We start from the raw sequence: 14,271 nt of genomic DNA, 5'->3' as shown, positions 1-14,271 counted from the left end.
TTTCCTTGTCAACAAGGGGAATTTTGATAATATTTGTGCGCTTTCAAGGATTTTTTTTTAACATTCATCGCACATGGCGTCTTGAGCGTCAGTGAAACTCTTCAAGGAGGGTTGCATGCGTATACTGCTCTTTCTGGCTACCAACCTGGCGGTCATTGTCGTCGCCAGCATTACCCTGAGCCTGCTGGGCGTTGGTTCCATCCTGGATGCTTCGGGCACCGGGCTCAACCTGACCAGCCTGCTCATTTTCTGTTTTGTCTTCGGCATGTCCGGTTCTTTTGTCTCCCTGCTGCTTTCGAAATGGATAGCAAAAAAAGGGACTGGCACCGTTATCATCGAGCGCCCGCGTAACGAGCGCGAGCAGTGGCTTGTGCAGACGGTGCGTGAGCTTTCCCAGAAAGCCGGCATCGGCATGCCTGAAGTGGGCGTTTTTCCGGCTCAGCAGTCTAACGCCTTTGCCACCGGCTGGAATCGCAACAACGCCCTGGTGGCGGTGAGCCAGGGGATGCTCCAGCGTTTCAGTGACGAGGAGATCCGCGCCGTGCTCGGACATGAAATCGGCCACGTGGCCAACGGCGATATGGTAACCCTGGCCCTGATCCAGGGTGTGGTGAATACCTTTGTCATGTTTTTCGCCCGCATCATCGGTTACACCGTGGATCGCGTGGTCTTCAAGACCGAGCGTGGCCTGGGCATCGGCTATTACATCGTAACTATTGTGGCGGAGATCGTTCTGGCCATCCTGGCTTCCATGATCGTTTTCTGGTTCTCCCGTCGCCGTGAATACCGTGCCGATGCGGCTGGTGCCTCTCTGGCGGGAGCGGGCCCCATGATTGCCGCCCTTGAGCGCCTGAAGCGCGAGCAGGGGCTGCCCGATGAGATGCCAGAATCCATGAGTGCTTTCGGCATCAACTCCGGCGTTCGCACCGGCATCAAGCAGCTCTTCATGACGCACCCGCCCCTGGACGATCGTATCGCTGCCCTGCGTAATCGCAGATAAGGATTCTTCCATTACCAAAGGCCTGGAGCATCGTCTCCAGGCCTTTTTCAGGACACTGCCATGGATATACTGGACAATCTCTATTTTATCGCGGGAATAGCTCTGGCGGGTGGATTCAGCCACTGTATCGGCATGTGCGGCGGCATCGTGGTTGCCTACACTACCGCCAAGGGGGAAGCACTCAGCCGCTGGCAGCGTCTGAGTGGACACCTGCTCTATAACCTGGGGCGCACCACAACCTACGTGGCCATGGGCGCCCTGCTGGCGCTGCTGGGTATCGCCTTTCGACTTGACCGCACCCTGCACGGTATCTTCTTTGTGGCGGTGGCGCTGCTCATGGTTGTGATCGGCCTGCAGTTTCTGGGAGTGGGCCGGATTCCCCTGCTGTGGGATCCGGCTTCCAGCGGCGTTTTCCAACAAACCTTCCGCCGCTTTACCCGGAGCCCTTCGCTGTGGAGCTATTTCGGCCTGGGACTTTTGAACGGTCTGCTGCCCTGCGGTTTTGTCTACTTCTTTGCCGCCATGGCGGCAGCCAGCGGCTCACCCCTGCAGGGCGCGCTGATCATGGGGGTATTCGGGCTGTGCACCATTCCCCCCATGTATCTGCTGGCCATCTCCATCGACTTCTTCAAACGCTACCAGGGGCTGCGCAGGCTGCTCAACACCCTTGCCGGACTGAGCATCCTCTTCTTCGCGGCGGTTTTTCTCTACAAGGCTGCCAGGCTGACAGGTTTTGTTCCGGTCACTTAAAGCTGGACGTTCGCTCCCCGAAACGACAGGTTGTCTGCGTGTTCCAGATGATATGCTGAAATGGCGGAATGGTTCCGCACAACTGCGTCGCTTGACATTGCCCTCGCCTTGTCTATGAGTTTCTTTGCCACTTTGGACCCGCCCAAAGTGGCGCAAAAGTGGCCCCCAGTGCTGTCCTTTTCAGCCGCCCGCTTGCCTGGAACTGGGGACCGCAAACAACCGCCCTCCGTGGCTTTTGGTTTGCGGTTGCCGCCCTCGTGGCGGCAACCCTGCGGGTCCATAGCGTTCCAGTCGGCGCGTCCTGGCTGGGCCAGCACACGGGGGAGAGACAGAAACAGGCCGTTCCCCCCTGAGTCCGTCCGGTGAGTGCGATGCCTGGCTGGCAAGACCCGAACGGGACACTCACAGGAAGTGAGTGGTCCGGCAGCACTGCAAGGATGCAGTGTCTGCCGGATCTCCAGGACAGGCGAGCAATGAGCCGGAAAAACGGGCGTTCGGGGGGCGCGTTTTTGCGTCCTTTTTGCGCGGTCAAAAAGGACAATATCCGCAAACATAAAGACGAATACGAGATGACAAGCATGCAAAATGAACGCTGTTTCTGCGCGGTAAGCATTGGTACAATATCACCTTAATTCGAGGCGATAAGATGCAATGCTTCAGCTCAAAGCCTGCTAGACAGCCTGCTCCATCTCGCACTGCTTCAGGTACTCTTTCAGTGTGGGGCACTGTTCCAGCTGATCATAGGAGAGGATGCTGGGCAGGCGCGTGAAAAAGAGGTGCATCTTCTCCAGGATCTCGCCGTGGAAGTCCATGGCGCGATCTTCGGCCTCCAGATAGGTTTCACCGGGCTGTTTTTCAAAGGGTGCGGTGGTCCTGATGTATTCGGAAAACTCCGGACAGAAGTCTTCAACATCCGGCAGGAATTTCTCGTACACCGCCCTGGCTTTGGCGTACTCTTTTTTGACCATGGTGTAGGTCTGTTCAAAACGATGGATGGTTTCCGCCACGGGCTCCGTTGATCGCATCTGATTGAGTATCTGGCGCATTTTTTCATCAGTGATGGGTTCCATACATCCTCCTGGAATATTGCTTTTGACATGGTGGCGTGTTACATATGCAAATCAATCACCAACTTACGCCACGCGTTCTTCAGTGGACGTGAGGCTTTTTTCTTTTAAGGAGATAGAACTATGTCCCTCGTCTTTGAAACACACCCCGACGCCCTGAGAGTCACCCTGCTGTCCCCGGCTCAACTGGAAGGAATTTCCCATGCCCAGGAGCTCAAGCGGTTGGGTTTTTTCGCAAAGCCCAAGGAATCTGTGATTTATAAAAATGGCAGCGACTATCTTCTCTATGTGGGCTGTGATGAAAAATCTTCAGACCGCTTCATGGTTGCTGGAGCAGTCGCCCTGAAAGTGGCTCGCAAAGCGCGCTTCTCCCATATGGCTTTCTCAGTGGATAGCGGCGAAGCTGCCCGCGATTGCGCCATGGGCGCGGTGCTGGCTTCCTACATCTACACCAGAACCAGAAGTGTTGACGAAAAAGACCCCCAGTGGCAGGTACAAGGGCTTTTTTGCACCAGTCATGAAACTGACTTCCAGGAAGGCATGGCCATCGCGGCTTCCATGAACTTCACCCGCGAGCTGGGCGATCTGCCGGGAAATATCGTCACTCCGGCCTCTCTGGCCCAAACCGCCACCCAGCTGGCGCAACAGTTTGGCTTTGAATGCACCGTCATTGACCAGGAAGAGGCCGCGAAGCTTGGCATGGGCGCTTTTTACAGTGTTGGCAAGGGCAGTGCTCAACCGGGAAAAATGATCATCCTGCGCAATACCTCACCAGAGAAGAAAGCTCCCCTGATGCTGGTGGGCAAGGGCCTCACCTTTGACACCGGCGGCATTTCCATCAAGCCATCGGCATCCATGGAAGAAATGAAGTACGATATGTGTGGCGGTGCGGCGGTTCTGGGTGCCTTTCACCTGATGGGTTCCCTGGGGATTCGCAAGGATGTGGTGGGCATAGTCCCGGCCGCTGAGAACATGCCCAGCGGCACCGCCAACAAGCCGGGCGATATCGTCACCGCCTGCAATGGCAAAACCATTGAAGTCATCAACACCGACGCTGAAGGCCGCCTGATTCTGTGCGATGCCCTGGCCCATGGCACAAAGACCTATCAACCCTCCGCCATTGTGGATATCGCGACTCTCACCGGCGCCTGCGTCGTGGCCCTGGGCTCCCATGCCATCGGCGTCATCTCCAATAATGACGAGTACGCCCGCGAAGTGACCGCGAAAGGAGCGACTCTTCACGAACGCCTGTGGCAACTGCCCGCCTACGCTGAGTACGACGAGCAGCTGAAGAGCGATTTCGCCGACATGCAGAATGTGGGCGGCAAGGAAGCGGGAACCATCACCGCCGGACTCTTCCTGCAGAAATTTGTCCCCGAAAACACCCCCTGGGTACACCTGGACGTGGCGGGTACCGCTTGGGATGGAAAGAAGGAGTACTTCCATAAAAAAGGTGCCACTGGCAGCGGCGTGCGCACCTTCTACGCTCTGATCAAGGATCTCTAAAGCATGTCCTTCGCGCAGCCGCCACTGATTTACAATCAGCACGGCAGCATCCGGCATGTTGGTGTGGAACTGGAGTATACACACGTTGAGCCATTAATGGTCGTGCGGGATATACAGAAACTGTGGGGTGGCCGGCACCATGAGGTGAATTCCCATGTCCACAAGATCAAGGATACTGAGCTGGGTGATTTCACCGTGGAGCTCGACTCCATTCTCCTGAGCTCTGGAAAGTATACCGAGTTCCTGCAGAAGATGGGTGTCGATGGTGACACCCTGATTCTGGGAGATGACCTGGAAGCCTTGTTGGCCAACGTGGCTTCTGTACTGGTTCCCTATGAGCTGGTAACGCCACCACTGCCCATGGATCAGCTCCACCATGCCGAGACCCTGCGGGAGTGCCTTCGGCAGCGCGGCGCCCTGGGTACCAGGTCAGCATGGCGATTTGCCTTCGGCCTGCACTTCAACCCGGAGGTGCCAAGCTTTGAGGTACCCTCAATCCTGGCTCACCTGCAGGCATTCTGTGTACTCTACCCCTGGATATTCCGCGAATCTGCCATCGACTACACCAGACGCATCAGCCCCTATATTGATGAATTTCCGGCAGAGTATCTGAAACTCATACTCCAGCCAGAGTACGCTCCAGATATGGGCCAGCTGATAGAGCACTACCTGGAGCACAATCCCACCCGCAACCGCCCCCTGGACATGCTGCCCCTGTTCAGCCACATAGCTCCTGATCTGGTAGACCGTTACCCCATCGAAAGTGAGCTCAATAAAAGCCGCCCGACCTTTCACTATCGCCTGCCCAACAGTCTGGTAGATGAAGAAGACTGGCGCATTGCCCATCCGTGGCGCTACTGGGTTGAGGTGGAAAAACTGGCTGCCAACAGCCATGTTCTTCACGCCATGTCCCAGGAGCTGCTTGAACTTCTGCACAGCCCCCTGAGCATTATCAGCTGGCAATGGCCCGGCAAGGTTGAGGGTTGGCTGCAGTGAACCCACGACCAATTATTGGCGTGACGGGTTCCCACACCGGCGGACTGGCAGCCTGGTGGTCGTGCCGGCTGGCAATAGGTTTTTGCGGCGGGCGCGCCCGTCGTATCACAGTATCTTCCCCCGCTGACATTCAGAGCATTGACGGACTGATCATCGGCGGAGGCGCTGACGTCAGTCCTTCGCTCTACACAGATGAACCCGATGAAAATGAAGCCGTCTGGCGCGAATTCCGCTGGAAAAACCTCGTCAGCGCCATCGTATTTGCTCCGTTCTTTCTGGTTCTGCGCCTGCTCCTGAGCACCAAAAATCCCAGAACCATTGACCAGATGAGAGATACGCTGGAAAAAGAGCTAATCCAGCAGGCACTTGCTCGGGACATACCTCTGCTCGGTATCTGCCGGGGCGCACAACTTCTTAACGTGGTCTGCGGAGGAACCCTCCTGCGCGATATCTCTTCAATGTACGAAGAGGTCCCACGACTGCGCACCATACTCCCTCGCAAACAGGTACAGTTGGCAGGTGGTTCAAAACTCGCCGCTTGCACCGGCACCAACGTACTCCTGGTCAATGCCCTGCACGATCAGGCAATTGATCACGCCGGTGAGGAAATTCTTGTCTGCGCCCGTGAGGAAAGTGGTATAGTGCAGGCCATCGAACACAGCAAAAAGACTTTTACGATCGGCGTGCAGTGGCATCCGGAGTACCTTGTTTACCGGCGTGACCAGAGAGCGCTCTTTTGCGCTCTCGTTGACGCGACCCGCAAAACCATAAAGGAAAAAACATGCAAGACTGGCTGAAAAAATCCCTGCAGGGCCTGGGTCTGGTTCTTCCCCTGGCACTGACGCTCTATATCCTGTACTGGCTCATCTCAACAGTGGAAAACCTGATCGGCTCCGGTTTGCGCTTCTTTCTGCCCGGCAGCATCTACTTCCCCGGCCTGGGAATTCTGGCCAGCATCGCGCTGTTGCTGCTGATCGGCTGGATGGTCAATCTCTACCTGTTCCGCCAGGTTATTGAAATAGGCGAAAGGCTCCTGCAGCGTATTCCCCTGGTGAAGACCGCACTGACCGGCCTGCAGGATCTCATGCTCTTTGTCACCAGGAGCAAAGAACAAAAGCAGTTCGGCTCCGTCGTCACCATTGAATATCAGGGAATGAAGCTGATCGGCTTTGTCACCGACCACCAGGGGGGACAGACCATCGGCTCCGACAATCCCGACGACGTGGCTGTCTATATTCCCCTGAGTTACCAGATCGGCGGATTTACGGTCTATGTGGATCGCGCACGCCTGACCTCCCTTGATCTCAGCGTAGAAGACGCCATGCGCATTGTCCTCACGGCCAATATGACCAAACGTAAAGAGAGATAACCAAACCATGTACACCCTCTACACCATCAGCCTGGGCTGCTCAAAAAACCTTGTGGATACGGAACGCATGCTGGCACGCCTGCTGCGCCGCCCCGTCGACCCGGTGGATGACCCCGCGGCTGCAGACATTATCTTCATCAACACCTGTGGCTTCATCCTGGACGCCAAGGATGAGTCCATCTCCACCATTGTCGAGCACTCCCAGTTTAAGCAGGACGGACGCTGCCAGGTGCTCATCGTGGCAGGCTGCCTGGTGACGCTCTATGAACAGCAACTGCGCCAGGAACTGCCAGAGGTGGACATCTTTATCGACACCAAGGAGTCCAGCATGGAGTCCATCGGGGATCAGCTGTCCCGCAGGCTGGTGAACTTCACCCCCCAGGATCACCTGGAAGCCCTTCCCGGCGAGCGACTCCTGACCACTCCATCCTATATGGCCTACTTGAAAATCGCTGAAGGCTGCAGCAACACCTGTACCTACTGCGTGATTCCACGCATACGCGGCCCCTACCAGTCCGTCCCGCAGGAAAAACTCGTGAGTGAGGCCCGGGAACTGGCCGCCAGTGGTGTGCGCGAGCTGGTGCTCATCAGTCAGGATTCCACCGAGTACGGCCTGGATCTCTACGGCAAACGCAGTCTGGCACCTCTGCTGGCAGAGCTGGCAAAGATTGAAAACCTCCACTGGATACGGGTTCTCTACACGTACCCCAACCACTTTGACGACGAACTCATCGAGACCATCGCCCGTGAACCGAAAATCTGCAAGTATGTGGATATTCCCTTTCAGCATATGAGCAATTCGGTGCTCAAACGCATGAACCGCCATATCCGTGTCGAACAGATGGAAAACCTGGTGCAGCGCCTTCGCCAACGCATCCCTGGCATTGCCATCCGCACTACCATGCTCACCGGATTTCCCGGCGAGACTGAAGCGGACTTTCAGGCATTGCTGGAAGGGGTGGAGCGCGTGCAGTTCGATCACCTGGGAGCCTTTGCCTACTCCGATGAGGAGCTGGCCGCTTCCCATAAGCTTCCGGGAAAAGTAAACCCCGACACGGCCAGGGAGCGGGCTGAAGCCCTGATGGAACTCCAGCACAGCATCTCCCTGCGCCGCAATGAACAGAGGGTCGGCCAGACCTTTGAAGTTCTGGTGGAGGGAATCAGCCAGGAGACGGAGCTGCTGCTGCAGGGTCGAGCCAGCTTCCAGGCTCCGGAAGTGGACGGACATATCCTCATCAATGATGGCACTGCTCATCCCGGTGACTTTGTGATGGTGCGTATTGAACAGGCGCTGCCCTATGATCTGGTAGGGGGAATGGTCGATTCATGATCCCGTCAACACCCGACGCTGATGCTGAACGCTTCATGGCAGTTGCGCTGGAGGAAGCGAGACAGGCCGCGCAGCGGGGCGAAGTTCCCGTAGGCGCAGTCATTGTGCGCCATGGCGAAATCATCGCCCGGGCCGGCAACCGCAAGGAAGAGCACCGTGACCCCACTGCCCACGCCGAAGTGCTCGCCATTCGCGAGGCGGCCGCAGCCTGCGCCAACTGGCGTCTGGAGGACGTGGAGCTTTACGTTACCCTGGAACCCTGCGTCATGTGCTGCGGTGCCATCATCGCGGCCCGCATTCCCCGCGTCTACTATGCCTGTTCCGATGAAAAATATGGTGGTATCAGCCTCTTCGCCATGACCGCCGACCAGCGGCTGAACCACCAGGTGGATGCGCGCAGGGGACTTCTGGAACAGCGCTGCCGGCAACTGCTGGAGGCCTTTTTCTCCACAAGGCGTGCAGAACATCATCCACTGCCATACATCCATACAGGCCCGTAAGCAATGCCTGAGAAGGTTCGTCCCATTCTGATACACAGCCACTTTCAACCGATCATCAGCCTTGCCCATCGCCGCGTTGTCGGCTATGAAGCCCTGCTGCGGGCACAAACCGGAACTGACACTTCCTGTTCGCCTGCCGACGCCTTTGCGCTGGCGGTACAGGAAAACCGTGTGCACCAGTTCGACCGGGAATGCATCGCTACCCATATCCGCAACTTCAGCCATTTGAACACCGAGGATCAGTGGCTCTTCCTCAACCTGCGCGCCGAAACCATCCAACCCGGCAACCAGCGCTCGGAACTGCTGGAGAAATTCCTGAAGCGCCAGAACCTCGCCAGTGAACGCATTGTCCTGGAGATCCTCGAAGATGCCGTCGCGGATCCCTTACGGCTCAAGGATTTTGTCCACTACTACCGGGAGGCGGGATTCTTCATCGCCATAGATGACTTTGGCACGGGCCAATCCAACTTTGACCGCATCTGGCAGATTGAGCCCCACATCGTCAAGCTTGACCGCTCCATGCTCGTCAACGCCCGCAACAATCCCCGGCGGCAGCGCTGGCTGGCGCGCTGTGTTGCCCTCCTGCGAGAAACCGGTGCCCTGGTCCTGCTGGAAGGGGTAGAAACCGAAGATGACGCCCTGCTGGCCTTGGACAGTGAATGCGAACTGGCCCAGGGATACTACTTTGCCCGCCCTTCCCCCACAGGCTCCTACCATGGAGAACAGCTTTCTGGCGCCATACAGAAACTGCACCAACAGACACTCCAGCAGCAGCTTAACCGCCAGCGCAACCAGGAACGCAAACAGGCCACTCTGAAGCGAAGACTCAAGGAGGCCGCCGTCAGCCTGGAGCACGGACTGGAATTCCATCAGGCAACTCAACCACTGCAGTCGCATCCGGCCATCGAACGCATCTACCTGCTGGATGCCGAGGGTATTCAGATCGTGGAAAACCTCTACCCCGGGGAGCGCACTGCCGCCGCCAAAGTCTATGCTCCGTTTCGGCGGACCACTGGCGCTCTCTGGGCCCGCAGAAGTTACTTTCGCAACGCCCTGGAACAGCCGGGCGCAGTTCAGGTGTCAGCACCCTATCTGGGGCTGCCCGACGCCACCCTGGATGTGACCCTCTCCATTGCTCTGCACAATGGAAAGAGCGGTCATTTTCACGTTCTCTGTGCCGATCTGCCTGCGGGCTGGCTGGAAGAGGAACCATTATAAACATGAACGTACATTTCGTTCCCCGAAACAACGAACTTCTCTTTCGCACTCCCGAAACGGCAGGTTGTCTGTACCAACCCTGATGCCATGCTGGAATGGCGGAAATGGTTCTGTACAGACTGCGTCTCTTGATATTCCGGTTCCATTACTCAGGAGTTTTCCTTGCCACTTTTGACTCGCCAAAAGTGGCGCAAAAGCGACCCCCAGTGCTGTCCTTTTCAGCCATCCGCATGCCTGGAACTGGGGACCGCAAACAACCGCCCTCCATGGCTTTTGGTTTGCGGTTGCCGCCCTCGTGGCGGCAACCCTGCGGTTCCATAGCGTTCCAGTCAGCGCGTCCTGGCTGGGCCAGCACACGGGGGAGATGCAGAAGCAGGCCGTTCCTCCCTGAGCCCGTCCGGTGAGTGCGACGCCTGGCTGGTAAGACCCGAACGGGACACTCACAGGAAGTGAGTGGTCCGGCAGCACTGCAGGGAGGCAGTGTCTGCCGGATCTCCAGAACAGGCGAGCAATGAGCCGGAAGTACGGGCGTTCGGGGGGCGCGTTTTTGTGTCCTTTTTGCGCGGTCAAAAAGGACAATATCCAGAAAGAAAAGAGGAATATCAGATGAATCAAGCATTCAAAATCAATACAGCTTTCGCGCGATAAATGTCAGGATAATAACACCTTACCCAAGACAGCAAGATGCGAAAGTAAAGCATGAAGTAACTTTCGCACCTCACTTCGCTCAGAAACGCTGCTGCCACCCCACGCCCATAACGGGCCTGCGCTGCTCATAGTAGTCGCGGACGGCGTCGTCAACGGCCTGCTGGTTATGAAGACGAGCGCTGTTGATCGCATTGAAGATATTTCCCCCGTACCAGCCAATCCCGAAAACCCCCACCCCGGCGGCCAGTAGTGTATGCCCGGCGTCCACTGCGGAAACTGTGGCGCCAAGAAAGATCAGATTGACCGTAAAGGCCACTGCCGCGTCCACAGGTCGTCCAGCGTACAGCTGGCCGGCTCCGGGCAGCACGGCCGAGAGTGAACCGGCGAGAGGCAGGCTTTTGCGCGATATGGAAATATCCTCAATGGACGCGTTCAACCGGGGATCAAGCTCCAGCGCCAGCTGCCTCTGATCCAGGGCCAGATAGACCGCACTGAGGCGGGCGGTGACCTCCCCCAGCTGCGCCTCACTGGGCCACGTGCCATAATAAAACTCAAGGTAGGCGCGGGCTTCCCCATAGCGTCCCGCGTCGAAAAGCAGGCGACCGGCTTCCGCCACGGCCGGAGCCGCCGCAGCATGTCTTTCAAGCATCATGTCCTCAAGGGAATGCAGCCCCTGATCCAGCTGCCCCCCCGCGAAGTACGCCAACACCATTTCCACTCGTACATGCGGACGCTGCTCATCTTCCGGGGCCAGGCTGTAGAGGTAGCGCTTATATTCTGTTATGGCCCGGTAGTACTCACCGGAAGCCACCAGGTGACGGGCAAATCCCAGCACATCCTGCTGGGCGGCGGTCAGGCCAGCGGGGAGGCTCATCAACAGCAAGAGGGTACAGAGCAGACGCATGGTACTCCTTTCCTTTACGGGTGCAATATCCAGTAAAAGTAGCAGGGATCCTTTTGCAACGCCATTGCGAATTGCTGGTATTTGTGCGATACCCTGAGTACCCGCAGTGGCAACAGGCAGGCAGGAGGCAATCATGGGACAGGGCAGCGAAAATCTGGCGCATATCTTCCATAAAGTTGAAACTCAACAGTGTCTTGCCAAGGACGAATACAAGGCCAGCATCAAGGAGCTACGCCTGAACCTCCTGCAGCTCCAGGCACAGGCCCGTGAGCTTTCCATTCCGGTGGTAATTCTGATTGTCGGCCTTGATGGTTCCGGCCGTGGTGACGCCCTCAACCTGATGGCGGAATTCCTTGACCCTCGCCATATCAATACCCATAACCTCTGGTCGCCCACCGATGAAGAGCTGCAACGTCCGCTTTTCTGGCGCTACTGGCGCGCCATGCCCGCCACCGGGGAAATCGGTGTCTTCTTCAACGGCTGGTATCGTGATCCTTTCTACGAAAATGCTCTCGGCTCCATGGGCGACGAGGATTTTGAGCGCAAGATGCGCTCTATTTCCCGCTTTGAAAAGATGCTGGTGGATGACGGGGCTCTGGTGCTGAAATTCTGGTTTCACCTGACCGCCAAAGCGCAGCGTGAACGTATCCGCACCTATCGCAAAAATCCCGGCTCCGGCTTTATCGTCACCCGTGAGGAGATCGAGCGGGTGGAGCACTACAGCCAGCTGGTGCTCACCGCCGCCCGTGGCATCACGGTCACCAATACCACCGAGGCCCCCTGGTTCCTCATAGACTCTTATGACAGGCGCTTTCGCGATGTGCAGTTTCTGCAGAACCTTGCAGAAGGCTTTCGGCAGGCCATTGAAAAGAAACAGAACGCCCCGGTTCACACCACCTCGACGGCACCACTTTCCCACTGGGAAAACACCGCGTCGATTCTGGATGCCGTGGATCTGGAGCGCTCTGTGGAGGGCAACGGCTACGCCAAACAGCTCAAAGCCCAGCAGAAACGGCTGGGAACCGCTGCATGGAAAGCACTGGAGCAGGGCATATCCAGCATCATTATCTTTGAAGGCTGGGACGCAGCGGGCAAGGGCGGCACCATCAGACGTATGGTACAAGCCATGGATGCCCGTCTCTACAAGGTTATTTCCGTCGCGGCTCCCACCGACGAGGAAAAAAAGCACCACTACCTGTGGCGCTTCTGGCGTCATGTGCCCCGCGCTGGTTTTGTGACTATATATGACCGTTCATGGTATGGCCGCGTGCTGGTGGAGCGCGTTGAAGAGCTGGCGCAGTTCCATGAGTGGAACCGCGCTTACCAGGAAATCAACGATTTTGAGTACCAGCTGGTGCGCCACGGTATTGTGGTGGTGAAGTTCTGGCTGCATATCAGCCATGAAGAGCAGCTGCAGCGCTTTCGACACCGTCAGGAAACGCCCTGGAAGCAGCACAAGATCACCGAAGAGGATTGGCGTAACCGCGACAAGTGGGATCAGTACAAGCGTGCTGTCGATGATATGGTGGCCAAGACCAGCACGACCCTTGCCCCTTGGCATATTATTCCCGCCAATTCCAAAAGGAGCGCGCGGGTGGAAGTGATCCGCACAGTCAGCGACGCGCTGGAAGTCGCGATCAGAAAATAAGGAGGACTCCACCTGGAGTGTGGAGCAGCTATGATCCGCATACCCCTCTCCCGCTATCCCCATCTCCCCATCTATAAGTGGAGCGCCTACACGTTGCTGGTGCTCGTCTTCATGATCGGTGTCTACCATCGCTTCGCACCAGCCACCCTGGGAAGCCCCATCAGCCGCGATCTGGCGCTGAGTACTGGCATGCTGGGCGCGTTGGCGTCCATGCACTTCTGGGCCTACACCATCGCCCAGGTTCCCGCCGGCCACCTGGTGGATCGCCATGGCCTGCGCGCATCAGCTATCGCGGGTTGTGTACTCATGGCAACTGGTGGTCTGATGCTGGCCACCGCAACGCAACCCTGGCAGGCATTCTGCGGCCCGGTCCTGGTGGCTCTGGGCATGTCCCTGATCTTTGTGAGCCTGATGAAATACAACCTGGCGTGGTTTCCACCGCGCCACTTCAGCCTGGTCACCGGAATCACCATCCTGCTGGCCTCCCTGGGCAGTGTGCTGGCCGAGAGCCCTACGGCTTACGCGCTGCGCTTTCTGGACTGGCGTCAGATTCTCGGCGGCCTGAGCGCCTTCTGCCTGCTGACGGCCCTGGCGCTCCTGCTGATCTGCCACGAGTCACCCCGGGCACTGCGCCGGGCTGGTGCGAACCTCCACACCGTCACCTCGCCCAGGTCCGGTGTGCGCTGGAGTGACTTCTCCCATATTCTGCGCAATCGTCGTGTGTTGACACTGTTTCTGGTCATCAGTGCCACCAGTGGTCCCCTCTACGCCTTTCTCGGACTGTGGGCCATTCCCCTGTTCACCGACAGCTTTGGACTTTCGGTTCTCGAAGCCAGCCACTACGCCACCGTGGCTCTGCTGGTCTACTCTCTGGGAGCACCTTTCCTGGGCCTGCTCTCCGATCGTTCCGGGGTCAGGCGGCCATTTATTATCGTCAGTGCCCTCTGTGGAACCCTGGGTTGGGCCGGACTCACCCTGGCACCCTGGACTCCTGGATGGTGGCCAATGCTGATGTTCCTGCTGCTGGCTCTCTCCGGTGCTTCACTGGCGGTCATCTTCACCGCCACCCGCGAGTCAGTCAGTCGATCACGCATGGGCACCGCCACTGCTTTTGTCAATGCCGGAGCCTTTCTCTTCACGGCAATCCTGCAGTACCTGATGGGGGTGACCCTTGGGTTCTTCCACAATGACACATCCACTCCAGGGCTGCAGGAATACCAGCTGGTTCTCATGCTGCCCATGGTGTGCAGTGCCATTGGCCTGGCAGCAGCCTGGAGTTTTCCGAAGTCACATGATGAGGAAATACGGGACAGCGCACGAGGGTGAGGAAAGCAG

Annotated in this window: 12 protein-coding genes and 1 pseudogene; 11 read left to right on the top strand and 2 right to left on the bottom strand. The window is 57.5% G+C overall.

Annotation, left to right across the window (positions count from 1 at the left end; all coding sequences use genetic code 11):
• Positions 1-115: 115 nt before the first annotated feature.
• Both htpX and SELIN_RS06335 read left to right on the top strand, forming a co-directional pair.
• The gene (htpX, locus tag SELIN_RS06340; protein WP_013505839.1) at positions 116-1,000 is read left to right on the top strand and encodes a protease HtpX; all 885 of its coding nucleotides are present in this window, start codon (positions 116-118) and stop codon (positions 998-1,000) included.
• A 60-nt stretch (positions 1,001-1,060) separates the two neighbouring features.
• Positions 1,061-1,750, top strand: coding sequence for a sulfite exporter TauE/SafE family protein (locus SELIN_RS06335; protein WP_013505838.1), 690 nt, complete (start codon positions 1,061-1,063; stop codon positions 1,748-1,750).
• A gap of 671 nt (positions 1,751-2,421) precedes the next feature.
• Here the strand turns inward: SELIN_RS06335 and SELIN_RS06325 are convergent.
• Entirely contained in the window at positions 2,422-2,820 is a 399-nt protein-coding gene (locus tag SELIN_RS06325) for a hypothetical protein (RefSeq protein ID WP_013505836.1), read from the bottom strand.
• Between the two features lie 447 nt (positions 2,821-3,267).
• Here SELIN_RS06325 and SELIN_RS06320 point away from each other — a divergent pair.
• From SELIN_RS06320 to SELIN_RS06290, 7 genes and pseudogenes are all read left to right on the top strand, one after another.
• Positions 3,268-4,323: pseudogene (locus tag SELIN_RS06320) on the top strand (leucyl aminopeptidase); the annotation flags it as partial.
• Positions 4,324-4,326: 3 nt separating this feature from the next.
• Entirely contained in the window at positions 4,327-5,319 is a 993-nt protein-coding gene (locus SELIN_RS06315) for an amidoligase family protein (RefSeq protein ID WP_013505834.1), read from the top strand.
• The gene (locus tag SELIN_RS06310; RefSeq protein WP_013505833.1) at positions 5,316-6,116 is read left to right on the top strand and encodes a gamma-glutamyl-gamma-aminobutyrate hydrolase family protein; all 801 of its coding nucleotides are present in this window, start codon (positions 5,316-5,318) and stop codon (positions 6,114-6,116) included. Before SELIN_RS06315 ends, SELIN_RS06310 begins: the two co-directional genes overlap by 4 nt.
• On the top strand, positions 6,101-6,688 hold the full coding sequence (locus SELIN_RS06305; protein WP_013505832.1) for a DUF502 domain-containing protein: 588 nt from the start codon (positions 6,101-6,103) through the stop codon (positions 6,686-6,688). Before SELIN_RS06310 ends, SELIN_RS06305 begins: the two co-directional genes overlap by 16 nt.
• Before the next feature lie 7 nt (positions 6,689-6,695).
• On the top strand, positions 6,696-8,018 hold the full coding sequence (gene rimO / locus SELIN_RS06300; RefSeq protein ID WP_013505831.1) for a 30S ribosomal protein S12 methylthiotransferase RimO: 1,323 nt from the start codon (positions 6,696-6,698) through the stop codon (positions 8,016-8,018).
• Positions 8,015-8,518 (top strand): tRNA adenosine(34) deaminase TadA, encoded by a 504-nt coding sequence (gene tadA / locus SELIN_RS06295; protein WP_013505830.1) that lies wholly within the window; start codon positions 8,015-8,017, stop codon positions 8,516-8,518. Before rimO ends, tadA begins: the two co-directional genes overlap by 4 nt.
• A gap of 3 nt (positions 8,519-8,521) precedes the next feature.
• Positions 8,522-9,736: a sensor domain-containing phosphodiesterase gene (locus SELIN_RS06290; protein WP_013505829.1), complete on the top strand. Its 1,215-nt coding sequence runs from the start codon at positions 8,522-8,524 to the stop codon at positions 9,734-9,736.
• Positions 9,737-10,463: 727 nt separating this feature from the next.
• Here the strand turns inward: SELIN_RS06290 and SELIN_RS06285 are convergent.
• Positions 10,464-11,288, bottom strand: coding sequence for a tetratricopeptide repeat protein (locus SELIN_RS06285; protein ID WP_013505827.1), 825 nt, complete (start codon positions 11,286-11,288; stop codon positions 10,464-10,466).
• Between the two features lie 133 nt (positions 11,289-11,421).
• On the opposite strand from SELIN_RS06285, the gene pap reads away from it, so the two are divergent.
• A complete protein-coding gene (gene pap / locus SELIN_RS06280; protein WP_013505826.1) occupies positions 11,422-12,936 on the top strand; it encodes a polyphosphate:AMP phosphotransferase in 1,515 nt (504 codons plus the stop codon).
• A gap of 30 nt (positions 12,937-12,966) precedes the next feature.
• A complete protein-coding gene (locus tag SELIN_RS13875) occupies positions 12,967-14,262 on the top strand; it encodes an MFS transporter (RefSeq protein WP_013505825.1) in 1,296 nt (431 codons plus the stop codon).
• The last annotated feature ends 9 nt before the right edge of the window (positions 14,263-14,271 follow it).

The organism is Desulfurispirillum indicum S5 (assembly GCF_000177635.2).
Lineage (GTDB): Bacteria > Chrysiogenota > Chrysiogenetes > Chrysiogenales > Chrysiogenaceae > Desulfurispirillum > Desulfurispirillum indicum.
Note: the sequence above shows the minus strand (reverse complement) of the source record. Positions and strands in the feature narration are given on the sequence as shown.